This is a genomic window from Flavobacterium luteum (genome assembly GCF_008806775.1).
In the GTDB taxonomy this organism is placed as follows: Bacteria; Bacteroidota; Bacteroidia; order Flavobacteriales; family Flavobacteriaceae; genus Flavobacterium; species Flavobacterium luteum.
Genome location: NZ_WAEM01000002.1, coordinates 332,679 through 359,549 on the forward strand (window position 1 = coordinate 332,679; position 26,871 = coordinate 359,549).

The following is a 26,871-nucleotide window of genomic DNA, read 5'->3' on the forward strand; positions in this document are numbered from 1 at the left end:
AAAGTAAGAGGTACCTTAGCTCAGATGGTAGAGCAATGGACTGAAAATCCATGTGTCCCTGGTTCGATCCCTGGAGGTACCACAAAAAAACCCGAATAGAAATATTCGGGTTTTTTGTTTTTAAGACGTATCAAGATTGTCTACAACAATTCCGAAATAATATTCATATTGTCTGGTAATCGTCCCACATTTTGTAGTTTTATACTTGCCAGTTTCTGAGCAATGGTCAAACACTCCTCAAGGTTTTTGTTGAGTAGTTTCGCAAACAAAAACCCTGTCCAAAAGGCATCTCCTGCGCCCGTAGTATCTTTAATCTCTTTTAACGGAATGGCTTCTTGGAAATAAATTCCATGCGTAGTATCAGATAATTTCACACCATCTTTCCCTTTGGTCAAACAAATGGTAGAAACGCCCAGCTTGTGGAAATAATCAAAGATAAATTCTTCTGACTTGCTTTCTCCAAAAAATCGGAAACAGTCGTCCTCACTCACTTTCACCAAAGGATTGGTTGACAAATAATCTTTTAAAACCTGATGTGCTTCGTAGCGATTGGGCCAAATTTTCTCCGAATAATTAATATCAATGCTCAATTGCAACCCCAAGGATTTAGCTTTGTGCGCACGATTGAGAATAGTGCTCCTAGCGGGCTCTTTGCTCAAAGCAAAACAAGTGGTATGGAATATTTTGGATTTTGACAATAACTCATCCGGGATTTGGTCTTCTAGAATTTGGCAATCGGCTTCTCGATAAGCAATAAATTCGGGCGTGCTCTTGGACTTAGAAATAAAAATTACCGATGTGGGTGTATTCAAGGACTTCCTGATGTGTGTCGTAATCACTTTGTTGTGATTCAACTTGTTGATAATATAATCTCCTAAACCATCACTACCACTGGTGGCAACAAGCGCGACATTTAGCCCAAGACGAGAGGCATTTACGGCAACATTTGTGGGTGAACCCCCTAGAAATCGGTGGTAATCTTTTGTTTGTGTTAGCGTATTGACTTCATGACCTATAAAATCTATAAGTACCTCACCTACGCAAATAATGTCTGTTAAAGTATCCAATTTTAAGTAAGAAATTTGAAATTAGTATATATATTTTGATGTAAAAAGACCCTTGCCGCTGCACTCCAGGCGCAAAATGGTACTCCATTAGGCTCGGCGGTTTGGGTATTAAAATTCTCGTAAAAACTATAATTCTCTATCGCATTTGCGTGATTGATGGCTTTTAAAACAGTTTCTGCCTCTTGTCTTTTATTTTTTGAAAGCAAAGCCAATCCAAAAAAACCATTTACCATCGCCCAACTTCCTCCGTTATGGAACTCATAGGGGTAATTTCTAAACTCGTATTTGCAATTGTTTTTTAACAAGTGCCAGTCTATATCATTTTCTTCAATAGGTGGCCAAAAAGCGGGAAGCAATTGCAAATTGGTTTGTTTCTGCAAATTCTCAGCATAGGTAATCATCGCATTTTGAAAATTTTCATTTCCAACATTTAAAATCAACGCCAAGGAATTAGCAAAGGCGTCAAACTGAACTTTGTATCCCGCTGGAGAAAAAGAGCAGGGCATAAAAGGGTCAAAATTCAATTCATTGTAAGCGCGTTCATGGTATTTTTCTCCAAGAGCGTTAGGCGTAAAATTGATTTCAACTTGCTTTTTAATATTTTCGATTTTATCCTGAATCGCTTGCTTTTTAGCAAAATAATTGTAACTCCTTAAAGCCCAAATGCGCAGCAACTGATCGTACAAAACATAACCATCGGTAATGTACTCGTCTGCCCAATTTCCAGAAAGGGGCACATACATGAGGTGTTTGTTATTAAACTCCCAAGCTTCCATGAGTTGTAAACACTTTTGAATGTTGCTTTCATATTGCACAACAAAATCGGGGTCTTTTTTGTAAAATGCATATTGACAAATTCCAATAATAAACCAAGTAACTGCATCTACTCTCCCAGCCAACCCACCATAACTGACTTCTTTTTCTGAATTGGAAGTCATCACATTGGATGGAATGGTTCCGTTAGCATGTTGATGTTGAGCAAGGGTATCAATGGTGTTTTTAAATGTAGCTATCAAGTCATCATCACCCGAAGCCAATGCCGCCAAACCACAAATTACCCCATCACGAGCCCAAACTCTTTTATAATTAGAAATATTTTGTGCGCTTGCCAAAAATCCTTCTTCGGAAGAACAGCTTAGCAACAATTCAATTGCTTTAGTATAACCAATAGTATTCATTAATCAACAATTTGGTTTTTATTTTTAACTGTAATAAAAAGGGTGAAAATGGCTCCTAGTATCAAAAACAAACCCGCCAATCGAATTACATTTATTGGATTTTTTCCCAATAAATCATAGACAAAAAATTGCATGGTTAGTATTTGAATCGCCATTGGAATGACAATAAACATGTTGAAAATACCCATGTAAACACCTCTTTTTTCTTTGGGGATAGAACCTGCTAATAACTGATACGGCATCGCCATCATAGACGCCCACGAAATACCAAGTCCGAAAGAATACAAGTAAATGGTGCTTATAGCAACCGACGCCCCAAAAGGATTATAAATATGGAAAAGCACATCGGTATTGTTTAGATAAGGCACCGAAAGCAATCCTAAACCTCCTAAAATTAAGGCTATGAAATGAACGCCTTTGGCTCCGATTTTTAAAGCAATAGGAACTAATGCAAAAGCCACTAAAAAGCAAATGATATTATACGTTCCGTTTAAATTACCTGTTAGTAATTGTGCTTTAGAAAAGCCTTGAGAAGCTTGATCAGTAGTATGAAAAATAGAAATAGATAATGTAGAAGTAATGTATTGCCAATAACAAAACATGGCGTACCAGGTAAAAAACTTAACAGGAATCAACTGTCGCATCGTTAAAGGCATGGTTACAAATGCTTCTTTGATGTCTAAAAAAGTTCGGGTAAGAATATTATTTTTTTGTTTTTCTTGCTTCATAAGAAGCAACTCTTCCTCTGTTGGAGGATATTCCTTGGTGGTGAGAACGGAAAGTAATACCGATCCTATTGCTGCAATAGCGCCAATGAAAAATGCCCAATAAGTATAGACTGGAACGCCGTTACTCATTTTATCTGTAAAAGCAAAAAAACCTAAGGCGACTAAAATAGCAGGAGTAAAATTAGCCAAAGTAATTCCTAAGCCAGTAAAAAAACTTTGCATCAAAAATCCGAAGGAGTGTTGTTCCTTTTGTAACTTATCGGCAACAAAGGCACGATAAGGTTCCATAGCAATATTATTAGCCGCATCAAGAATCCAAAGCAAACTAGCTGCCATCCAAATGGAAGTGGAAAAAGGCATAATCACTAAGGCAACACTGGAAAGAATCGCACCGATTAGAAAAAAGGGTTTTCTACGTCCGAATTTTGGCGACCAAGTTCCGTCGCTTATCGCTCCAACAATAGGTTGCAATATCAATCCTGTTATTGGGCCAGCAAGCCAGAGCATGGGCAAACTCGCTTCGTCGGCACCCAAATATTTATAAATGGCGCTCATATTACTTTGTTGCAAACCAAAGCTAAATTGAATTCCGAAAAAGCCGAAATTCATATTCCATACTTGCCAAAAATTGAGTTTCGGTTTTTTAAACATCTTTTTATCGTATTAGCCTTTTTAAAAAATCATCAAAGTTGGTATTATTCGAAAAAAGTTCTCCGTATTTATCTATTACTGGAATCCCAAGATTAGCAGTGCTGATGTTTGCCTTTCGTAATTTAGCAAGCATTTCGTTTAGCGCTTCTTTATTGGTGTCAATGTCAAAAAAGATGAAATCTATTTTATTTTCCATAAGGGTATTTTTAGCCGCTATACAATAATGACAATCCAGGCTACCATAAATTATAATTGCTTTCTTGGTTTCTTCAACCTTTTTTTCGGGAGTTCCAATGGCTTGAGCATTCAAGTTAAATTGAAAAAAAGAAGTAAAAAAAATAAGTAAATAAGTACAACTTTTCATGTAATAAAAATTAGATTTTTAGTTAAAAACAATTCCCATACTCTAAAAGTACGGGAATTGCTAAATAAACTAAACAAAACATAAAACTTTTTAAAATCGGTACTGTAATGATATCATAGAGGAACGTCCTGTGATAGAGCGTGCTCTAACGAGTCTATCACTATTATAAGCGCCATCAACACCATTAACTTCTGTAATTCCAACAGTATCTAGTAAATTGTTAACACTATAAGACAAAGATAACCCTTCGGTTAATCCCGCTTTTAATAATAAATTAATATAAACATAGCCTGGCTGTACTAATTTATTGTCATCAAATGCATACGATTTGCTGGTTCCGAGTGCTGAAAGACCAACTAAATGTTGTTTGCTTTTTCCAAAGACATATGTTGGCGACAAGTTGTAAACAAAATCTGCCTGTCTTTGTGGTGTTTTTCCATTATTAGTTCCAACAACGCCAGATGTTCTGTCCTCAATAATTTTTGCTTTGGTATACGTTAATGAACCAACAACAGAGAAATCTCCAGCATTATACAAGCCTTCCAATTCTAAACCGCTTGCATTGTATTTATTTCCTGCATTCAAGTTTAATGCTGTTCCTGCCGCTTCATCAGTAATACTGTGAAAGACTGTTGCGTTAAGATAACCTGAAGAGAATTTTCTTTTGTATCCTGCTTCCAACTGCGATACCTGATCAAATTGGTCTCTAGCAGTACCGTCTGGTCGGTAACCATTTCTGTCTGCAGCTCTACCAGAAGCTCCCAAACTGTATCTACCGAAAACTGCCGAGTTATCGTTCAATTTATAGTTCAAACCAGCTGAATACGAAGTATAGCCATAATTGTCTGCTACAAAATTTCTGTTAGTGGCTTGTACTACAGGAACCAAAGTTTCTATAGTCTCAATAGTTGTATTTCCGTTCACATCTACAGGACCAACTATGTTGCCGGCTGAAATAGTTCCATCAACGTTTACATTATCATAGCGAATGCTACCACTGAAATTAAGTTTTTCGGTAATATTAGCATCAACGGCTGCATAAGGTGCATTTACAGTGTGCTGCACGTTGTAGTTACGCTGACAACAGTTGCCCCAAACTGGAGTTCCATAAGACCATTGTCCATTTCTTGAAAGTCCATCTACATTTACTAGTCTCGCATCGCCACCGCCTCTCACTTCTTGCAGGTATGCATTCCATTGCCATGATATTTTGGTAGTTTGGCTTGCAGTAAAGTAACCAGCGGTTACAGAAATGTTATCACCAAGTTTTTTTGTGATTTTAATATCATTAAACAAGTTGTTTAAGTTATCTTGGGTTGTATCAAACATATGAATGTTTTGAATCAATCCGTTGCTTGGCGCAAAAGGTGATCCGTCATCGGCATAGGTCAAGGAGCTCCCCGCAGGAATAGTAGGTTGATTAATACCTGCAATAAATCCAGAAGTAGTATAAACACCAGCAGTAAAAGGAGCTATCCAATTCCCTTTATTAAAAGACATTCTACCTTTTTCACTTAATTTCCAACCTTCTCCCAAATCAAATTCGGCTTCTAATCCAATTGATTTAGAAATTGGATTGTTACCATTTCGAACATCTCTTGTTGGATTATTACTTTCGCTTGATGTAGGACTTGTGCTTTCTTGTAAATACTTGGATTGCAAACCATCTGTTGTGATGTCAAAACCAGGCAAATTTGCATAAGTAGGATTCGAATCAGTGCCCTGCAATAACATTGGCATAGGCATGTACATTGGCGTTTTGTCGTTCAAGAATTTAAAACTAGTTCTAACATAACCCGATTTAAATTCTTTTGTAATATTAGCTTTGAATTGTCCTCCTTGTGATGCATTGTAACCCACTGCTCGTGGTCCTTCTCCAGAACGCACAAAACCGCCTAGATGATAAGAAATCCCATTTGCAAGCGGCGTTCCATATTCAAAATCCAAACGGTTGGTGTTAAAATCTACACCAACAGTCGTTGCAACCGAACCACTTTCTGTTTTTCCTGTTTTGCTAATCATATTGATTATACCTGCTGGTCCGTTAGATGTTTGCGTAGAAGCCGAACCTCCACGAATAGATTCCACTCTCCCTATATTTGAATCAATACGCAACCAGTTATCTGAGTTACCAAAAGAAGTATCGCCAAATAACATTACTGGTAAACCATCTTCTTGTAATTGTAGGTACCTAGATCCGCCTGCAGATACAGGTACACCACGAACGTTAAAGTTAGCATTACCCTCTCCTCCAGAGGACTCCGCTCTTACTCCAGGTATATTTCTAAAAACTTCTCCTGTAGTTCTTGGTGCAGATTGCTCAATCTGTTTAGTTCCAATAGAAGATACAGAAACACTAGACTCTAATCTAGATTTAGGATTTACAACCCCAGTCACTACAACATCATCTAGAACATTTGCATCCTCAGTCATAGCAATGTTCTGAACGGTATTACCACTAATAGTAACTGTAGTACTTACTGTTTTGTATCCAATATAGGATGCAACAACTACTACTTCTCCGTTTTGAAGGTTTGACACTACGTATTTCCCATCAGCATCAGTAGCTGTTGTTTTAGTAGTGTTTTGAATATTAACATTCACTCCTGGTATTGGATTTCCTTTTGCATCAGAAATAACCCCAGATAGCGTGGCATTTTGTGAAAAAGACAAGTTGACAAGCAAGACTGCTACTATCAATCCGAGTCTTTTCATAAATAAAGTACTTTTTTTCATGGTTTAAATTGTTTGATTAATAAATTTTACGTTTATTTATTTCGAAATTAGTTATTTACAATACGATAGAATTCAATAATACTATCGAAAACGTTTTCGAAATTACCGAAAACGTTTTCGATTATCTAAATAAATTTTATGATATTTGTTATATGAGAGAAATTACGCTAAAAGAGATTGCTGAAACTTTAGGAATATCTATAACAACAGTTTCAAAAGCATTAAAAAACTATCCTGATGTTAGCGAAAAAACGAGAAAGTCAGTAATTGCATTAGCAGAAAAATTACAGTATACACCCAATAGCTTTGCAGTCAATCTTCGTACAAAAGAATCTAAAACTATTGGCTTAATTATTCCAGAAGTTGTGCATCACTTTTTTTCGAATGTTATTAACGGTATCATTGCCCAAGCAGAAAAAAACGGCTATCTCGTTATTATTCTTCAGTCGAATGAATCCCTTGAATTAGAAAAAAAACAAGTTGAATTATTGATAAATAAAAGAGTTGATGGAATTTTGATGTCGCTTTCAAATGACTCAAACGACGAAAATCATATCAAAGAAATTCTCAATCGTAAAATTCCTTTTGTTCAATTTGATAAAATTTCAAAACTAATACCTAGTTCTAAAGTAATCATTAATGACCAAAGAGCCGCAATGGATGCCGTACAACATCTCATCAATAAAGGGTGCAAGAAAATTGCCCACATTCGAGGTCCAATAAACCCTCAAAATGCTATTGATCGTTTTCTGGGTTATAAAAAAACCTTAGAGAAAAATGACATTCCTTTCGACTCGAAACTCGTTTATACCTGCACCCACGTAACTTTTGAAGAAGGTGTTGAATTTGCTAAACAAATTATCGAGGAGCATCCCGATGTTGATGGTATCTTTGTAATTACTGATTTGGTTGCCGTTGGCGTTTTGGCACATTTTAATGAAAAAAATATTCCTGTTCCCAATCAAATTGCAGTAATAGGATTCAGCAATTGGTTTATGTCACAAGTTATTAATCCAAAATTGAGTACGGTAGACCAACCTAGTTATGAAATGGGTGTTGCCGCTTTCAATTTACTTTTAGAAGAAATGATTTGTCATAAAGATGCCCTTCCTTTTAAACCTAGAACTGTTGAGTTAGGAACGAACATTATTGAAAGAGAATCTACTTTAAGAAAGTAATATTCATTTTCAACACTTCAAACTTCGTTCTTTTTACAATAAAATTTTTAAACCCCTTTTTAAATGTTACTTCCGTAATATCATCCCTATTCTTTTTACTTATATAAAATCAAGCTATCACGAATTTGCAATGAGATTCTTAATTACTAATTCACATTTTTGACAAAAAAAGCTAAGTTGTTGAGATATAGTTTTTATTTAAGCGCCAATTATCATTCTGGAATACTTACCAAAAAGCTTCCTGAACAACCCTGTAACCAACATGCTCAATGCAATACTAGCAACTAAAATAAATACTCCGCCAATTACAGCATTGTATTGAATTATAGGAAGAAAGAGAGTAACATGTCCTACCCAACCTAAAAAAACACCTATAAACAGTATATGTAAAAAATAAATAGAAAAAGCATCTTTGGCAATGGGATGTAACCATTTAGGTTGTTTTTCGCCCAAACTATTAAAAAACAGCAGTACTAACAACGAAATAATAATTTTCTGGACATAATACAAACTCGACTGAATAGAAAACACTCCAATCCTATCTATTTTTTGAAGAGTAACATATACTAATAATGCTGTTGAAACAATAGCTAAGAACAGCAAAATAATTTTGTTTTTTCGTATCCACATTATTCGTCGCTCTAGGTTATCAGCGAAATACATTCCTGCGGCATAGGCTCCAGTAAAATATATCATATTATGAAAACTTAAAAAATCGCCATCATACAACTCCATAACTTCCTCTCTGCGAACTAACAATGGTATAGCAATGATAATAGCTATGAGCCAATGACCCCATTTTTTTATCTGTAAGATATAGTCTAACAAAGGCGTAACCAAATATAAAAATAAAAGCACTGGAATATACCAAAGTACAAATATGGCTTTCCCATAAATAAAATTGCGTGGTAAATCTTTTAGATAATTTATAAAACTGGTTTGATAGACAAAAAAATCATACACCTTATTATCAAAAACAGTATACAAGAGCGTAAAAAAAACATAAGGCAATACCACATACTTAAATTTACTCATAAAAAACTGTGGATAGCCTTTTTTTTTCAAAATAGCGGTGTATAATAATCCTGAAATAAGTGCAAAATAAATGGTACTGTTGTGAAACAGTATTTCATTCCCAATAGAAACGGTAGTGTTAAAATCAGATTTTCCCATATAAGCAGAAAAACCAATAGCATGAATAGCAACAATATTGATAATTGCAAATCCTCTAAAACTATGCAGATAATAAAGAAAATTAGGTTTGTCGGTCGATGATGTAGTCATTTTTTTAAGTTTTAGATAGCACAAGATAATAAAAATATGTACTTTCTGGTAATAAAAAAATAAAACCTGATTTTGCACTTTAACTAAAAAAGAAACACCCTCTATCTTTTTCGAGTTACTAAAACTACACTATTTCCAATTAATTGGTGTTTCTGTTTTTATTTTAAGAAATTGATATTGCGATTAAATCCTTCAAAATTTGTTCGTTTTACAGCCGAATTTTTAAATACCTTTTTAAATGTTTCTTCTGTAATTTCTTCCCAATCCTTTTTGGTCATGGATAGCAAATCTGGGTTGGGATTAAAAAGAGGTTCACTGTGAGGTTTAGAGAATTTATTCCACGGGCAAACATCTTGGCAAATATCGCAACCAAAAGCCCAATCATTAAATTTTCCTTTCATAGCTTCTGGAATATTGTCTTTAAGTTCGATAGTGAAATAGGAAATGCATTTGCTTCCATCAACTATGTAAGGCGCGACTATAGCTTCCGTTGGACAAGCATCTATACAAGCGGTACAGGTGCCACAATGATCCGTTGTGGCATGGTCGTATTCTAGTTCTAAATCGATAATGAGTTCTGCTATAAAATAAAAGGAACCGACTTGTTGGGTCAATAAATTACTGTTCTTGCCTATCCAACCCAAACCACTTTTGGCTGCCCAAGCTTTGTCTAAAACTGGTGCAGAATCTACAAAAGCTCTACCGGAAACTTCTCCTATAGTTGACTGAATAGAATGGAGTAATTGATTCAATTTCTCTTTCATAACAAAATGATAATCTTGTCCGTAAGCATATTTGGATATTTTATAGCTTTCTTCATTTTGAAATTCAGAAGGGTAATAATTCAGGAGTAAAGAAATTACGCTTTTGGCATCATCAACAAGCAAGTTAGGATTCAATCGTTTGTCAAAATGATTTTCCATATATGACATTTGACCATGATGATTTTGGTTCAACCATCTTTCTAAACGAGGTGCTTCTTCTTCTAAAAAACCAGATTTGGATATACCACAAGTCAAAAAACCGAGGCGTTGTGCTTCGGATTTGATGAAAGAAGTATAGTGGGAAGTAGGAAGTGGGGAGTGGGAAGTTGCCATTATTACTTCAATTTGGACTTAAACGCAATTATCATATTCATCATATCGAAACAATCCTTATACAATTTATCAAATTCCTGAACTGTCATATAATTTCTTCTTCTTGCTTTGTGCAAACAAGTAACTACTTCTGCAATTGAACGAACTGAATAACCTAAAAATCTATTAAATTCAGCATTAGATTGTTCTATGGAACCTTCCGAAATATTTAAAGCAACTGAATCCGAAGCCCTTAAAATTTGAGAAGAAAGATTGTAGATTTCGTGTTTAGGAAATTCTTTAATAATAGCATTAATATCTTCTCCAAAATCCATTGATTTCTGCCAGATGATTAATTTTTCGAATTTAAAACTCATACGCTATTCTTTTGTGGGAAGTTGGGAGTTAGAAGTAAAATATGGAATTATAAAAATAATAAATTTATATATCTCTTCTTCCTGCTTCCAACTTCTCTCTTCCTGCTTCCATCTTCCCTCTTCGTGCTTTTTAAAACAATCCCCCTTGAATATTCACTCTAACTTTTCCTAAATGTTTGTAGGCTTTCTCAGTAACCTCTCGACCTCTAGGAGTTCGCATGATGAATCCCTCCTGAATGAGAAAAGGCTCATATACTTCTTCAATAGTTTCACTGCTTTCTGATACTGCTGTTGCCAATGTAGACAATCCTACTGGTCCTCCTTTAAATTTATCGATTATGGTGTTCAAAATTTTATTATCCATTTCATCCAAACCGTGTGCATCAACATGTAATGCTTTAAGAGAATAGCGTGCAATTTCAATATCTATTTTACCATTTCCTTTAATCTGTGCAAAATCACGAACACGACGCAACAAAGCATTTGCAATTCGAGGCGTTCCTCTGCTCCTACCTGCAATTTCTATTGCTGCCTCCATAGTTATAGGCATTTTTATAATAGATGAACTACGTTGTACAATAGTTGTTAAAAGTTCAGTGGTGTAATATTGCAATCGACTTTGAATTCCGAAGCGAGCTCGCATAGGAGCAGTTAATAACCCTGAACGTGTAGTTGCCCCTATTAAAGTAAATGGATTCAGATTGATTTGAACTGATCTAGCATTGGGTCCAGACTCAATCATAATATCTATTTTGAAGTCTTCCATGGCTGAATACAAATACTCCTCTACAATTGGGCTCAATCGATGAATCTCGTCTATAAAAAGAACATCACGTTCTTCCAAATTAGTTAGTAGTCCTGCTAAATCTCCAGGCTTATCTAAAACAGGCCCAGAAGTAATTTTGATTCCAACCCCTAATTCATTAGCCAAAATATTTGCCAACGTGGTTTTCCCTAAACCAGGTGGACCATGAAAAAGTGTATGATCCAAAGCTTCATTACGCTGATTTGCCGCTTCAACAAAAACTTTTAGATTTTCTAATATTTGATCTTGACCGGAAAAGTCGTCAAAACTTAGAGGTCTCAATTTTTTTTCAAGATCAAGTTCGTCAAGGTTATAACGGTTGTTTGTAGGATCTAAATTTTCATTCATAATACAAATGTAATGAAGTTCTATTCAAATAAAAATGCCTTTCGAATGGAAAGGCATTTTATAGTTTATTTTTGATTAATGATGCAATTGTTCTTCCCCTTCTTTCATTGGAACGTTTTGAGGAACAAAATCATCTTCATGTCCTGGCTTGCTATAATCATAAGGCCATCTGTGTACATGTGGAATCTCTCCGGGCCAATTCCCATGAATGTGTTCTATTGGCGCAGTCCATTCTAGAGTATTTGATTTCCATGGATTTTGAACTGTTTTCTTTCCGTAAAAAATACTACTGAAGAAATTATAAATAAAAACCAACTGAAAAGCACCTCCTACTAAAGCAAACATTGTAATTAACACATTTACATTTTGTAAATCATCAAACAATGGGAAGTTAGTATTGGTATAATAACGTCTTGGCAAACCTGCCAAACCTATAAAATGCATTGGAAAAAACACCCCATAAGCACATATTGCTGTCACCCAAAAGTGAATGTATCCAAGGTTTTTATTCAACATTCTTTTGAACATTTTTGGATACCAATGGTAAATACCAGCAAACATTCCGTAAAGAGCAGAAATACCCATTACTAAGTGAAAATGCGCTACAACAAAATAAGTATCATGAACATTAATATCCAATGTGCTGTCTCCAAGTATAATACCTGTTAAACCTCCTGTGATAAAAGTTGAAACTAATCCAATGGAGAACAACATAGCAGGGTTTAATTGTAAGTTCCCTTTCCAAAGTGTTGTAATATAATTAAACGCTTTTACAGCAGATGGAATAGCTATAAGTAAAGTAGTAAATGTGAATACAGATCCTAAAAAAGGATTCATACCTGAGATAAACATGTGGTGACCCCAAACTATGGTAGATAAAAATGCAATGGCAAGAATCGACATAATCATTGCTCTGTAGCCAAAAATTGGTTTCCGAGAATTTGTCGCTATAACTTCGGAAGTAATTCCTAATGCAGGAAGTAAAATGATATACACTTCTGGATGTCCAAGAAACCAAAATAAGTGTTCAAACAATACGGGTGAACCACCTTGATAATGCAAAACTTCACCTGCTATGTAAATATCTGAAAGGAAGAATGAAGTTCCGAAACTTCTATCCATAATCAACAACAAAGCTGCTGAAAGAAGAACTGGAAAAGAGATAACTCCAATGATTGCTGTAACAAAGAAAGCCCAAATTGTAAGTGGCAATCTAGTCATTGACATTCCCTTAGTTCTTAAATTGATAACTGTTACAATATAATTTAAAGAACCCATTAATGAAGAGGCAATAAATACTGCCATAGAAACCAACCATAACGTCATTCCCATTCCAGAACCTGGAATTGCTTGTTCTAAAGCGCTTAAAGGAGGATATATTGTCCAACCGGCAGATGCGGGCCCTGACTCAACAAACAAAGAGGAAACCATGATTATACTAGAAGTAAAAAACAACCAATAAGACACCATATTTAAAAAACCGGATGCCATATCACGTGCACCAATTTGAAGAGGAATTAATAAATTACTAAACGTTCCGCTCAAGGCGGCAGTAAGCACAAAGAAAACCATAATAGTTCCGTGTATGGTTACTAGGGCTAAATATCGATCATTTGCCATTACGCCGTTTGGAGCATAAGAATCACCAAGTACAATACTAAATATTTTAAAAGATTGTTCTGGCCAAGCCAATTGCAATCTGAAAAGTAATGAAATTGCAACACCAATAATTCCCATTAAGATACCTGTAATAAGATATTGTTTGGCAATCATTTTATGATCTATACTAAAGATGTATTTAGTAATAAATGTGTCTTTGTGATGGTGTTCGTGATCGTGATCATGCGCATGGTCGTTTGAGTGATCTATTGCTGATGCTGACATAAAATATTTATTTTTTAAATTTAAAAGTATTATTTAGTTGTAACTTGTGCAACTATTTTTGAATCTTTAACCATTGTTGAATCATTACCAATTGGTTTAGAGTCATCGGCTGGTTTTACAGTTGCAGTCTTGACTTCTTGAGCAACAGTTGGCTTGTCTGAAAGCCATTTTTTGTAATCTTCTGGAGTATCAACAATTATTTTCATTTGCATATTATAATGAGAAGCTCCGCAAATTTTATTACACAAGAGCAAATAATCAAAAGTATAAGGGTCTAACGCTGTTTCGCCATTAGCAACCAATTCAATGCTTTTCTCTGCTCTAATCTTATTGATATTAGCAACCTTTTCTACCATAAAAGGCATATCTCTATACTCATCTGAAGTATATATAGGTGTATAAGCAAATTCAGTTACCATTCCTGGAACAACATTCATTTGAGCTCTAAAATGAGGCATATAAGCTGAATGCAATACATCCTGAGAACGCATTTTAAAATGAATTTTCTTTCCTTTGGGGATATGTAACTCTGTAACTACAATATCATCTTGTGCATTAGGATCTGACAAATCAACGCCTACCGCATTTACACCTTCAATGTAACGAACATTTGCTTTCCCTAAAACATTATCAGTTCCAGAATATCTAGCTTTCCAATTGAATTGTTGTGCATATAATTCAATTTCAATCGTTTCTTCATCTTTATCAATAAACATAATGTCGTTCCATGCATACAATCCGTAAAGAATTAATACTGCTAATACAACAGCTGGAATAGCACTCCAAATAATTTCTAGTTTATTGCTATCAGAGAAATACAAAGCTTTTTGTTCTTTTTTACCTCTATATTTAAAAGCAAAATAATGTAATAAAATTTGTGTAAGACCTTGAACAAAGAATATTACAAGCCAAGTAACGTTCATTAAACTATCTAGTTCTGGACCGTGAGCTGAAGCAGGTGTATGCAGCACTAAAGGACCCCACTTTAATAAACCATATATGGTAAAAATATAAATGAAAGCCAAAAAACCAAACATTAAATATCCTTGAATATCGTTGTCTTTATCATTTGCAACTTGAGTATCGTCATTTACAACACCCACTTGAGTTAAATCGAATATTTTAGTTAATTGCCATAATGCAATAGCTAATAAACCTAAAACTATAATTACCAACAAACTTGTCATCTGTTTACTTCTTTAAATATTAATAATGAAAATGTTTACTTTCTTCAATGTAAGGATTTCTCTTTGGTAATAACGGCACTTTTGTTAAAGCGGAGAAAACAACATATATAAATAACCCAAGGAAGAAAAGTACTGAACTGATTTCAGACACCCCAATAAACCATTGATCCCCAACCGAAGAAGGCATAATCATGTTAAAGAAATCAATATAATGTCCTAATAAAATTACTGTCCCAGCCATAACTAATACCCAAGTAATTCTTTTGAAATCAGTATTAATTAAAATTAGAATTGGAAATACAAAATTCATAACTACTGCACCAAAAAATGGAAGGTTGTACATCTCAATTCTAGTTACAAAATAAGTTACTTCTTCAGGTATGTTTGCGTACCAAATTAGCATAAACTGTGAGAACCATAAGTAGGTCCAAAAAACACTAATACCGAACATGAATTTTGCAATATCATGGATGTGACTTGTATTTACATTTTCTAAATACCCTTTAGATTTCAAGTATAAAGTAACCATACATATAGTAGTAATACCACTTACAAAGAAACTAGCAAATACATACCATCCGAAAAGTGTACTGAACCAATGTGGGTCTATTGACATAATCCAATCCCAAGACATTATAGATTCCGTAACAATAAAGAAAACAAGAAACATAGCTGAAATGTTGAAATTCTTTTTGTAAAAACTATTATCATTGGATTCGTCTTGAGCCAAACAATTTTTTCTTGAAAAATAACGATAAAGATTCCAACCAATCAAGAAAATTGCAGCTCTAATTATCCAAAAAGGAAAGTTTAAATATCCTGCTTTATTTTGAATAATTTTGTCGTGTGCCACCATTTCAGGATCTAACCATATAAAAAGGTGGTTCAAATGCAATCCACATAAAATTAAGAAAACGAAGAAAATAACAGAACCTACTGGCAAGTAAGCTGTAATTCCTTGCATCACTCTAAACAATACTGGTGACCATCCCGCTTGAGCAACTTGTTGTATAGCATAAAATGCCAAAACTCCTAATGACACTAACATAAAAAAGATGCAAGCTACATAAAAAGCAGCCCAAGGCTTATTCTGTAATTGATGTAAAACGTGTTCTAAATGCTCTTCATGTTCTTTTTGCGCTTCCTCGGCAGAAACAACTTTCAATTCTTTATGAGCAGTTTTCGAAACTGTTTCAACAACTGCTTCTTCATGAACTTTAGTTGAATCTGTTTTTGTAGAATCTAAAGCAACTTTGGTTTCAACAACTGCTTTTGACTCCGCCTCTTCTATTGACTCATGTGAAGTCTCATGAGTATTTTCTCCATGAGCAATCGATTCAGAATTAGATGCTGAATGATGCTCGCCATGAGAATCTGCAGCAAGAATTTTTTCAACTTCTTCAATATTTTTTGGTGCAGTTAAAAAACCATATCCTATACCAAGAATCCCTAATATCATTAGGATGAAGGAGAATGTTTTTAATTTACTTGAAAATGTGTACATATCTATTAAGATCAGTTTGTTCTACAATTTATAATTCGCTTTTAAGTTTCATTACATAAGCTGAAACTAACCAACGTTCGTGAGCATTCATTTGATTGGCATAAGAACCCATAGAATTTAATCCAAATTGTTGCACATGGAAAACACTACCAGTGGTAATAACACGATCTTTATAATTAGGTACTCCTAGATATTTTCCCTGAGTAACTAATTTACCTTTACCGTCTCCAGCATTTCCGTGACATATTGCACAATAAATTTCATAAAGCCCTTTTGCTTTTTCTAAATCGACCGATGTAGAATCTAAAGGAGATTTCAAATTAAGTTTTGCTAGTTCGTATCCTTCAGTTGTATTTGGATAATCATAAACTTCAAAGCCTCTGTTAATAGTTCCTGCAGGTAGAAGTTGGCCTTCTTTACCATTTTTAAATGCATTTGATTCAGAATAGGTTTCGTAACCTACTGATTCATACATATTAGGCATGTATTGATAATTTGGTTTCAAATTGTCTTTACAAGATGAAACTAAAGTAGAGATACAAACTAAAAGTGCTATTTTATATAAACTTTTCATATAACTATTAATGCTTTTCAATTACTTTTACTTCTACTGCGCCAGTTTCTTCAAAAAAAGAAACTAATTCTTTTTCGTTATTGTTTACTGCAACTTCCATTAAAAAATGGTCGTCAGTTGTTCTTACATCAGGGTTTTCTGCAACTTTGAACGGCCATAATTTACTTCTCATATAAAAAGTAATCACCATCAAGTGAGCAGCAAAAAAAACGGTTTCTTCAAACATAATTGGCACGAAAGCTGGCATATTATCAATATAACTAAAACTTGGTTTCCCACCAATATCCTGAGGCCAGTCTTGAATCATTATATAATTCATCATCCAAGTTCCAAAAGACAAACCACACAAACCATATATAAAAGCACAAATGGCTAATCGAGTTGGTGCAATTCCCATAGCTTTATCCAAACCGTGTACTGGGAATGGAGTAAAAACTTCTTCAATATGATGATGAGCTGCACGGGTTTTCTTAACAGCATCCATCAATATATCATCGTCATTATAAATGGCGTAAATAACTTTATTACTCATGATGTGAATGTTTATTTGCTTCTCTTGATTTTATAAAATTATCTCCTGTTGCTTTTAAAATTGTTTTTACTTCCGCTTGGGCAATAACTGGGAATGTTCTAGCATACAATAAAAATAAAACAAAGAAGAATCCAATTGTTCCGATAAAAATTCCAATATCTACAAATGTTGGGGAAAACATAGTCCATGACGATGGAAGATAATCTCTGTGTAATGAGGTAACAATAATTACAAAACGCTCAAACCACATTCCAATGTTTACAACTATAGAAATTATAAAGGAGAACATAATACTGGTTCTTAATTTTTTAAACCACATAAATTGTGGAGAAAATACGTTGCACGTCATCATTGACCAGTATGCCCACCAATAAGGACCTGTAGCTCTATTTAAGAAAGCATATTGTTCGTACTCAACTCCAGAATACCATGCAATAAACAATTCGGTAATATAAGCAACCCCTACAATAGATCCGGTAATCATGATAATAATATTCATCAATTCGATATGTTGGATAGTAATGTATGCTTCTAGATTAGATACTTTTCTCATAATGATAAGCAATGTGTTAACCATTGCAAAACCAGAGAATACAGCACCAGCAACAAAATAGGGTGGAAATATAGTCGTATGCCATCCAGGAATTACTGAAGTAGCAAAATCCATCGATACAATAGTATGCACAGACAATACTAAAGGTGTAGCTAAACCTGCTAGAACTAGTGAAACTTCTTCAAAACGTTGCCAATCTTTAGCCCTTCCGCTCCAACCAAAACTCAATATACTATAGATTCTTTTTTGGAAAGGGTTTACAGCTCTATCACGAATCATAGCAAAATCAGGCAATAAACCAGTCCACCAGAAAACTAATGATACCGAAAGATACGTTGATATTGCAAATACATCCCAAAGCAAAGGAGAATTAAAATTCACCCACAGAGACCCAAATTGATTCGGGATTGGTAATACCCAATAGGCTAACCATGGACGACCCATGTGGATAATCGGAAACAAACCTGCTTGAATTACCGAGAAGATAGTCATTGCCTCCGCTGAACGGTTAATTGCCATTCTCCATCTTTGACGAAATAATAAAAGTACTGCAGAGATAAGTGTTCCAGCGTGACCAATACCAACCCACCAAACGAAATTAGTGATATCCCATGCCCAACCAACAGTTTTGTTTAATCCCCAAGTTCCGATACCTGTAGATATGGTATAAATGATACAACCCATTCCCCAAAGGAAAGCAGCCAAAGCAATAGAAAATACAATCCACCACTGCTTATTTGCTTTACCTTCAACAGGAGCAGCAACGTCTACTGTTACATCGTGATATGTTTTATCACCTATAACTAAAGGTTTTCTAATACTTGAATCGTATATATGAGACATAATCCTTTAAATTGATTTTTAATTTTTATTACGTGTTTCTAACTTTAACATGGTAGAACACATTTGGTTTTGTACCAACATGCTCTAATAAATGATACATTCTATCATCTTCAACTAAATCAGCCACTTTACTTGCTGCATCATTAACATCTCCAAAAATCATGGCTCCAGAAGAACAAGCATTTGAACAGGCAGTTTGGAATTCACTATCTTTTACAGTTCTTCCTTCATTTTTTGCGGTTAATATAGTAGCTTGTGTCATTTGAATACACATAGAGCATTTTTCCATAACTCCACGTGAACGTACATTTACATCAGGATTTAAAACCATACGCCCTAAATCATCATTCATGTGGTAATCGAACTCACTATTTTTGTTGTATAAAAACCAGTTGAAACGACGTACTTTATATGGACAGTTATTGGCACAGTATCTAGTTCCTACACATCTGTTATATGCCATGTGGTTTTGACCTTGACGACTGTGAGATGTAGCTGCTACTGGACAAACTGTTTCACAAGGTGCATGATTACAATGTTGACACATTACTGGCTGAAAGGCGACTTGAGGATTGTCTCCGGGTTGTTCCATTTGACCAAAACCTCCTAATGAACCTTTATCGCCAAACAAACCATTGAAACCTTCTTTCTTTTCGTCATCTTTTGCAAAAGTTTCTTCAGAAGAATAATATCTGTCGATACGCAACCAATGCATGTCACGACTTCTTCTAACCTCTTCTTTACCAACAACGGGAACATTATTTTCTGCATGACAAGCAATAACACAAGCTCCGCATCCTGTACATGCATTTAAATCTATTGAAAGATTGAAATGATGCCCAACTGAACGGTCAAAAGATGTCCATAAATCTACAGATGTAGCATCAACTTCTTTATGATCTAAGGAAACTTTAGGAACTTCATTCCACTCTTTTGCATCTTTAGAATTAAAAATTTCTAAAGTAGTTTCTTTTATAATGTCTCCTCTACCCATTAAGGTTTTTTGAGATTGAACACAAGCAAACTCGTGTTCTCCATCTGCCTTCTTAATAGAAACCGTCTGAACATCATTAAAGTTATTATATAATGAATAGGCATTTACTCCTACTTGCATTTCTTCTTTTAAGGAAGCTTTTTTTCCGTATCCGAAAGCTAATCCTAAAGTACCCACTGCTTGACCCGGCTGAATAATTACAGGAACATTCTCTAAATTAGTTCCGTTTACAGTTAGAGTTGCGTAACTTCCGTTTAAACCTCCATCGGCAACATTATGATTTTCTAGTTTAAATTTCTCTGCATCAGCTCTAGAAACCGTAACGTAATTATCCCAAGAAACTCTTGTGATTGGATCTGGAAACTCTTGAAGCCAAGGGTTGTTTGCCTGCTGACCGTCACCTAAACCTGTTTTAGTATATAATAAAAGTTCAAGACCTGATTCTTTTTTAGTATTTGCTAATACACTTGCTGCAGCACCATAATTAACCGAAGTTGGAGTTGCTGCTGATGATGCTCCTACATAGATTCCATCGTGTAAAACTTTATTCCAAGATGCGCCAGAAATTAATGCAGATGAATTCGCTTTTAAATAATCATAAAAGGTTCCAGCCGCTCCGTTTAACGAAAGTAAAACGTCCTGAAACTGTTTGGTATCAAATAAAGGACGAATTGTTGGTTGAGTTAATCCGTAAGTTCCTTTAGTAATTGTTACATCATTCCAAGATTCTAAATAATGAGGAGTTGCTGCAGCAATTGTTGTAATTGATGCCGTCTCGTCTTCTTTTAAAGAAAAAGAAACTGATAACGATACTTTTTTCAAAGCTGCAGTAAATGCAGCACTATTTGGCAAAGTATATGCTGGATTAACACCACTCATAATTAAGGTGTGTACATTCCCAGCTTTTAGATCAGCTAATAACTGGTTTACTTTTTCGTTTGACCCTTTTCTAATTTGTCGTGTTCCTACAGTAGAAAATGCTTCACTGGATAAGGCTTGATTAATAGCTAAAACTAATAATTGTGCGTTTTTATCTTGAATTCCAGAAACTAAAACTCCTTTACTACCAGCTGCCTTTAGTTGTTTTGCTGCTTTAATAACTTCGTCTTCATTTTCAATTTTTGATGTAGCTATAGCTCCGTTAGTTATTACATTATAAATTTTAACTAAAGCTTGCTTTTGGTTGGCAACACTCATCGGTACTCGCTTATCTGCTGCAGCACCAGTTAATGTCATATTAGATTCTAACTGAAAATGACGTGACATTTTTCCGTTTTGAGGAATTCTTCCTTTTGCATAACCTGAGTCATAACTTCCTCCTTGCCAATCTCCAAGGAAATCAGCTCCAACAGACACAATTAAAGAGGCTTTTGAAAAATCATAATCAACTAAAGCTCTCTCTCCGTAAGCTGTTTCAAATGCATCTAAAGCTTCAGAAGAAGAAACCGCATCATATATAACATGTTTTGCTGTAGGATTCTTTGCAATAAATTCTGCAACTAATTTTTCAGTAGACGGACTTGCTAAAGTATTAGTAAGTAAAACAATTTGTTTTCCTTTAGTCTTAGCTTCTGCAACACTAGCTTTTATTTTAGCATCAACCTCTGCCCATGAAGCCGATTTTCCAGCAATTTTAGGTTGCTTTAAACGCATGCTATCATATAAAGACAAAATAGAGGCATGAATTCTAGCATTAGCAGCAAATTTCGCACCTTCTATTTTATTGTTATCAATTTTAATAGGACGACCTTCACGTGTTTTTACTAAAATATTCGCAAAATCAAATCCATCAAAAACAGATGTTGCATAATAATCAGCAATACCAGGGATTATTTGCTCTGGTTGAACTACATAAGGTATCGATTTGTGAACTGGACCTTCGCAAGCTGCTAAAGAAGCTGCTGCTGTACTGAATCCGACGTACTTTAAGAAATCACGACGAGTAGTTGAAGATGATGATAAAGAAGATTTATCTCCTAAAAATTCATCTGTTGGAATTTCTTCAACAAATTCGTTATTTCTAAGTGCCTCAACAATAGAACTATTTTCGTTTAGTTCTTCAACACTTTTCCAGTATTTTTTGTTTGATGACATATTTCTTTTAATATTTATTCGTTTATTCTTTTCTTTGGTTAATCGGGCATTGTATTTAGGTTAACAACCTTATCCTAAATATTTAGTAATGGCATTTACCACATTCTAATCCTCCCATTTGTGCGGCAGTTAACTTGTCTACTCCATATTTTTTAGAAAGCTCTTCATGAATTTTAGTATAGTATTCATTCCCTTCCATTTTAACTTCTGTTTTTCGATGACAATCAATACACCAACCCATGGTTAACGGAGCAAATTGTTTTTGAATTTCATAGGTTTGAACTGGACCGTGACAAGTTTGGCATTCAATACCAGCAACATTTACGTGTTGAGAGTGATTAAAGTAAACAAAATCAGGAAGATTGTGAATACGCACCCATTTTACAGGCTCTGTTTTTCCAGTGTATTTTTGAGTAGATGGATCCCAACCTACTGCTTTGTATAATTTTTGTATTTCTCCATCATAAAAAGCTTTTGAATGTTCTGAGGTTGCAGTAGTGTCTGAAACTTCAGCAATATTTTTATGGCAATTCATACAAACATTCAATGAAGGGATTCCAGAATGTTTACTTACACGTGCCGAAGAGTGACAATATTTACAATTAATACCATTACTTCCAGCATGAATTCTGTGAGAATAATGAATAGGTTGAATTGGAGCGTAATCCTGATCTACACCAACCTGCATTAAAAATCCGTAAACAAAATATGCACTGGCTAATATTAAAAATATTGATGTAACTAAAACTAAAAATTGATTTTTAGCAAAGGCTTTCCAAATTGGTGTTGTAGGCTCTTTCTCTAAAACTTCTATACCATTTGCTTTAGCAATTTTAGATAAAACGTTGTTTACTAAAAACAACATTACAATTAACATTATCATTACTAAAGCCAAAGCTCCTAAGATAATATCGTTAGATACTCCACCAGCAGCCTCAGTTCCTGGAGGCCCAGCAGTAGTTGTAGCAACAACTGGCTCAGCTTTTGGTTCAGAAGTATAAGCAATAATATTATCTATATCAGAATTAGACAACTGAGGAAAAGCAGTCATTACAGAAGGTTTATTTTCTTCCCATAATTTAACTGCAGCAGGATCTCCTGATTTTATAAGATCTTGACTGTTGTGTATCCATTTGTAAAGCCATTCCTTATCGTGTTTACCGATAATGTTTCTTAACGCAGGACCTGTCATCTTAGCATCTAACTTATGACATGCGGCACACTGCGAATTGAATAGTTCTTTACCTTTTACTGCATCTGCACCAGAACTTGCTGGAGCTGCAGCGTCTGCTGCTACTGGAGCAGCTGTTTGAGCAATTGAAGTTAAGGAGAATGCTAGCATTAAAGCTAGACTAAAAATTAAGATCCTTGAAATCGAATTATGGTTACCCACTTTTTTCATATTCTGTAATGATTATCGACTAAAATTGGCGTGTAATATGTGTGCAAAAAGCAACATTAGAACAAGCTTTGTTTAAAAACTTGGACAAAAATACGACTTAAGAACTATTCTCAAAACCCTAAAACTACCTATCTTATCAATTTATATTAATTCTAAATAATATTTGTTAGTTTGTTTATTTCAATAAATAGTACATTTGCATAAAAATCACTGTCTTATGAAAATTTTAACATTAAAAAGAAGATGTTTCCTACCCGTTTTAGTAGTGGTTAGCAGCTATAATTTTTATGCACAAAGCAATAATGTAGAACTTGTACAAGATCCAAAATTTGAACAACTATTAAATGAAAAAAGAAAAATAAACTCATCAATAACGGTAAACGATCGTTATAAAATTCAGATTTTTAGTGGCGATAGCGAAACGGCTAAGAAGACATTGATGGATTTTAGAAAGGAAAACAAAGACTATGATGCAACAATTGTCTTTAGCACTCCAATGTACAAAGTTTGGATTGGAAATTTTAAATCTAGGATTGAAGCAGAACGTAATCTGGCTGCATTAAAGAAGAGTTATTCAAATGCATTTTTAATCAAACCAAATAAATAATATCAAAAAAGCCCAACAAAATTTATTCTGTTGGGCTTTTTTTTATACTTCAAATCTTTTATTTTAATTTCTTCTTTACTGCTACTTCTTGGAACGCTTCAATTACATCACGCTCTTCGATGTCATTATAATTTTTGATTTGTATACCACAATCGTATCCTTTTGCAACTTCTTTTACATCGTCTTTAAAACGCTTTAAAGCTAATAAATCACCAGTAAAGACTACTACTCCATCTCTAATAATTCTAATTTTAGAGTTTCTAGCAATTTTACCATCCATAACCATACAACCAGCAATAGAACCTACTTTAGAAATTTTGAAAATTTCTCTAATCTCAGCAGTACCAGTAATTTCTTCTTTCATTTCTGGAGAAAGCATTCCTTCCATAGCGTCTTTCAAATCATCAATAGCCGCATAAATAATAGAATAATAACGAATGTCTATTTCTTCTTTATCTGCCAATTGTCTTGCGTTTCCAGCCGGACGAACATTAAATCCAATTATAATTGCATCTGAAGCCGACGCTAACATAACATCAGTTTCGGTAATAGCTCCTACACCTTTATGAATAATATTTACCTGAATTTCTTCAGTAGATAGTTTAGAGAATGAATCTGATAATGCTTCTACAGAACCATCAACGTCACCTTTAAGAATAATGTTTAATTCCTTAAATTGTCCTAAAGCGATACGACGTCCAATTTCATCAAGTGTAATGTGACGTTGGGTACGAACGGATTGCTCTCTCATTAATTGAGAACGTTTTGATGCAATTTGTTTGGCTTCCTTTTCGTCTTCAAATACATTGAATTTATCTCCAGCCGTTGCTGCTCCGTCAAGTCCTAAGACTGAAACTGGAGTTGATGGCCCTGCTTCTGTTACGATGTGACCTCTTTCATCATGCATGGCTTTAATCTTACCATGATGCTTTCCTGCAAGCATATAATCTCCAACTCTTAATGTTCCGTTTTGAACCAAAATTGTTGAAACATATCCTTTTCCTTTATCTAAAAACGCTTCTACTACAGTTCCTGAGGCAGGTCTGTCTGGATTTGCTTTTAAATCTAATATCTCTGCTTCAAGCAATACCTTTTCTAATAATTCTTTTACACCTGTACCTGCCTTTGCAGAAATATCATGTGATTGGATTTTACCGCCCCAATCTTCAACTAGCAAATTCATTCCAGCTAATTTTTCTTTGATTTTTTCTGGATTCGCATTTGGTTTATCAATTTTATTGATAGCAAAAATTATTGGCACATTAGCGGCTTGCGCATGCGAAATAGCTTCTTTAGTTTGTGGCATAATATCATCATCGGCAGCAATCACAATAATTGCAATATCGGTAACTTGCGCTCCACGTGCACGCATGGCAGTAAAGGCTTCGTGTCCTGGTGTATCTAAAAATGCTATTTTTTGTCCATTATCTAATGTAACGCCATAAGCTCCAATATGCTGAGTAATCCCTCCAGACTCTCCAGCGATAACATTTTCCTTACGAATGTAATCTAACAAAGACGTTTTACCGTGATCTACGTGACCCATAACGGTAACAATAGGTGCTCTAAAAACCAAATCTTCTTCTTTGTCTTGAACAACTTGAATAGCCTCTTCAATATCAACAGTAATAAACTCAACTTCATATCCAAATTCATCGGCTACAATAGTTAATGTTTCTGCATCTAAACGTTGATTTTGAGTTACCATTATACCAAGTGACATACAAGTCCCTATAACTTTGGTAACTTGAACATCCATCATGATAGCAATTTCACCTACGGTAACAAACTCAGTTACTTTGATGGTTTTGCTTCCTTCATCTATAGCTCTTTGTTCATCATCTGATTTTTGACGATGGGTATCTCTTTTATCTCTTCTATATTTTGCAGCTTTAGATTTACCTCCTTTGCCTTGAAGTTTTTCTAGTGTTTCACGAATTTGATTTTTTACATCTTCTTCTGTTGGCTCTACTTTAGCTACAATTGCAGGACGATTACCTTTTACAAAACCAGGCCTTGCATTTCTGTTTGCAGCATTAGCAGCACCAGAATTTGGTGTAATTTTATTCGGATTATTCCCTCCAGCAGCACCAACGACACCTGTGTTAGGTCTTACCTCTCCCGGTTTGGGCGGAATACGTTTTCTTTTGTTTTTATTTGCATTAGAATTTGCATTAGCCGCTGCATTAGCTCCTGGTTTATTAGGAGTTATTTTTGGCTCTTCTTTTTTCTTTTTTGGTTTATTGAATTGAGACAAATCAATAGTTTGTCCCGTTAAAGTTGCGCCAGACAATTTTTGATATTGAGTTGTAATCGATTCTTCGACAGGAGTTTCTTCTTTTACAACTTCGGGAGCTTTTTTATTTTTAATTACCTCCTTAATTCCTATTTTTTCCGGTACAACATCATTTTTAGGCGCTTCTTTATTTATTGGCTTTTCTATTTCTTGTTGCGGAGTAACTATTTCATGCGTTTTTGATTCAGTAGCAATAGGTTTCTGCGGATTAAGATCTATTGTACCAACTTGCTTTGGCGCATTAACAAAAGCTTTTGCTTTAATTACTTCAAGCTGATGACGCTCTTCGTCATGTTTGCGCTTGTCTTCAATTTCTTTTTCTCTTTCTACACGTAATGCCTCTTTTTCTTTTCTCTTTTCTTCTCCAACTTCTTTTGAAGCTTCTTTGTTTCCTTTGTCGCCAGCAAATTGATTTTGCAGAATACTAAATTCAGCATCAGAAATTTTTGCATTTGGATTGGATTCAATAGCAATTCCTTTATCTTTAAGATAATCCACAGCTCTTTCTAATGAAATATTTAATTCCCTTAAAACCTTGTTAATTCTAATTACTCTCTCGTCTGACATAAAACCTTTTTAATATTACCTTTTTTTATTGTGTTGAAAACA

The 26,871-nt window shown here is 34.7% G+C and carries 20 protein-coding genes and 1 tRNA gene; 3 read left to right on the top strand and 18 right to left on the bottom strand.

Annotated elements, in window-relative coordinates:
• Positions 1 to 9 precede the first annotated feature (9 nt).
• A tRNA-Phe gene (locus F6464_RS05295) sits at positions 10 to 82 on the top strand.
• A gap of 58 nt (positions 83 to 140) precedes the next feature.
• Here F6464_RS05295 and F6464_RS05300 read toward each other — a convergent pair.
• From F6464_RS05300 to F6464_RS05320, 5 genes are all read right to left on the bottom strand, one after another.
• Entirely contained in the window at positions 141 to 1,067 is a 927-nt protein-coding gene (locus tag F6464_RS05300; protein ID WP_151106764.1) for a carbohydrate kinase family protein, read from the bottom strand.
• 2 nt (positions 1,068 to 1,069) lie between these two features.
• The gene (locus F6464_RS05305) at positions 1,070 to 2,245 is read right to left on the bottom strand and encodes a glycoside hydrolase 100 family protein (protein WP_151106765.1); all 1,176 of its coding nucleotides are present in this window, start codon (positions 2,243 to 2,245) and stop codon (positions 1,070 to 1,072) included.
• Positions 2,245 to 3,624 carry an MFS transporter gene (locus F6464_RS05310; protein WP_151106766.1) on the bottom strand — a complete coding sequence of 460 codons (1,380 nt, stop codon included), beginning with the start codon at positions 3,622 to 3,624 and terminating at the stop codon, positions 2,245 to 2,247. Before F6464_RS05310 ends, F6464_RS05305 begins: the two co-directional genes overlap by 1 nt.
• A 4-nt stretch (positions 3,625 to 3,628) precedes the next feature.
• The gene (locus F6464_RS05315; protein ID WP_151106767.1) at positions 3,629 to 3,988 is read right to left on the bottom strand and encodes a glutaredoxin family protein; all 360 of its coding nucleotides are present in this window, start codon (positions 3,986 to 3,988) and stop codon (positions 3,629 to 3,631) included.
• Positions 3,989 to 4,078: 90 nt separating this feature from the next.
• A complete protein-coding gene (locus F6464_RS05320; RefSeq protein WP_151106768.1) occupies positions 4,079 to 6,724 on the bottom strand; it encodes a TonB-dependent receptor in 2,646 nt (881 codons plus the stop codon).
• Positions 6,725 to 6,876: 152 nt separating this feature from the next.
• Here F6464_RS05320 and F6464_RS05325 point away from each other — a divergent pair, with 152 nt between their 5' ends.
• Complete coding sequence (locus tag F6464_RS05325; RefSeq protein ID WP_151106769.1) at positions 6,877 to 7,902, top strand: LacI family DNA-binding transcriptional regulator; 1,026 nt, start codon at positions 6,877 to 6,879, stop codon at positions 7,900 to 7,902.
• Positions 7,903 to 8,100: 198 nt separating this feature from the next.
• On the opposite strand, the gene F6464_RS05330 is transcribed toward F6464_RS05325, so the two are convergent.
• From F6464_RS05330 to F6464_RS05385, 12 genes are all read right to left on the bottom strand, one after another.
• The gene (locus tag F6464_RS05330; protein ID WP_151106770.1) at positions 8,101 to 9,186 is read right to left on the bottom strand and encodes an acyltransferase; all 1,086 of its coding nucleotides are present in this window, start codon (positions 9,184 to 9,186) and stop codon (positions 8,101 to 8,103) included.
• Between the two features lie 158 nt (positions 9,187 to 9,344).
• Entirely contained in the window at positions 9,345 to 10,283 is a 939-nt protein-coding gene (gene queG / locus F6464_RS05335; protein ID WP_151106771.1) for a tRNA epoxyqueuosine(34) reductase QueG, read from the bottom strand.
• A gap of 2 nt (positions 10,284 to 10,285) precedes the next feature.
• The gene (locus tag F6464_RS05340) at positions 10,286 to 10,639 is read right to left on the bottom strand and encodes a four helix bundle protein (protein ID WP_151106772.1); all 354 of its coding nucleotides are present in this window, start codon (positions 10,637 to 10,639) and stop codon (positions 10,286 to 10,288) included.
• A 130-nt stretch (positions 10,640 to 10,769) separates the two neighbouring features.
• A complete protein-coding gene (gene ruvB / locus F6464_RS05345) occupies positions 10,770 to 11,792 on the bottom strand; it encodes a Holliday junction branch migration DNA helicase RuvB (RefSeq protein ID WP_151106773.1) in 1,023 nt (340 codons plus the stop codon).
• A 75-nt stretch (positions 11,793 to 11,867) separates the two neighbouring features.
• A complete protein-coding gene (locus F6464_RS05350; RefSeq protein WP_151106774.1) occupies positions 11,868 to 13,676 on the bottom strand; it encodes a cytochrome c oxidase subunit I in 1,809 nt (602 codons plus the stop codon).
• Positions 13,677 to 13,705: 29 nt separating this feature from the next.
• Positions 13,706 to 14,863 carry a cytochrome c oxidase subunit II gene (locus F6464_RS05355; RefSeq protein WP_151106775.1) on the bottom strand — a complete coding sequence of 386 codons (1,158 nt, stop codon included), beginning with the start codon at positions 14,861 to 14,863 and terminating at the stop codon, positions 13,706 to 13,708.
• Positions 14,864 to 14,882: 19 nt separating this feature from the next.
• Positions 14,883 to 16,367, bottom strand: a complete 1,485-nt coding sequence (locus tag F6464_RS05360; RefSeq protein ID WP_151106776.1) for a quinol:cytochrome C oxidoreductase — start codon at positions 16,365 to 16,367, stop codon at positions 14,883 to 14,885.
• Positions 16,368 to 16,395: 28 nt separating this feature from the next.
• Positions 16,396 to 16,941, bottom strand: coding sequence for a c-type cytochrome (locus F6464_RS05365; protein WP_151106777.1), 546 nt, complete (start codon positions 16,939 to 16,941; stop codon positions 16,396 to 16,398).
• A 7-nt stretch (positions 16,942 to 16,948) separates the two neighbouring features.
• Positions 16,949 to 17,473, bottom strand: coding sequence for a DUF3341 domain-containing protein (locus F6464_RS05370; protein ID WP_151106778.1), 525 nt, complete (start codon positions 17,471 to 17,473; stop codon positions 16,949 to 16,951).
• Positions 17,466 to 18,869, bottom strand: coding sequence for an NrfD/PsrC family molybdoenzyme membrane anchor subunit (gene nrfD / locus F6464_RS05375; RefSeq protein WP_151106779.1), 1,404 nt, complete (start codon positions 18,867 to 18,869; stop codon positions 17,466 to 17,468). Before nrfD ends, F6464_RS05370 begins: the two co-directional genes overlap by 8 nt.
• 28 nt (positions 18,870 to 18,897) lie before the next feature.
• A complete protein-coding gene (locus F6464_RS05380) occupies positions 18,898 to 21,957 on the bottom strand; it encodes a TAT-variant-translocated molybdopterin oxidoreductase (protein WP_151106780.1) in 3,060 nt (1,019 codons plus the stop codon).
• An 82-nt stretch (positions 21,958 to 22,039) separates the two neighbouring features.
• Positions 22,040 to 23,359, bottom strand: a complete 1,320-nt coding sequence (locus F6464_RS05385) for a c-type cytochrome (protein WP_151106781.1) — start codon at positions 23,357 to 23,359, stop codon at positions 22,040 to 22,042.
• A 217-nt stretch (positions 23,360 to 23,576) separates the two neighbouring features.
• Here F6464_RS05385 and F6464_RS05390 point away from each other — a divergent pair, with 217 nt between their 5' ends.
• Positions 23,577 to 23,966 carry an SPOR domain-containing protein gene (locus tag F6464_RS05390; RefSeq protein ID WP_151106782.1) on the top strand — a complete coding sequence of 130 codons (390 nt, stop codon included), beginning with the start codon at positions 23,577 to 23,579 and terminating at the stop codon, positions 23,964 to 23,966.
• Between the two features lie 58 nt (positions 23,967 to 24,024).
• Here the strand turns inward: F6464_RS05390 and infB are convergent, their stop codons facing one another.
• Positions 24,025 to 26,829, bottom strand: coding sequence for a translation initiation factor IF-2 (gene infB / locus F6464_RS05395; RefSeq protein WP_151106783.1), 2,805 nt, complete (start codon positions 26,827 to 26,829; stop codon positions 24,025 to 24,027).
• Positions 26,830 to 26,871 lie beyond the last annotated feature (42 nt).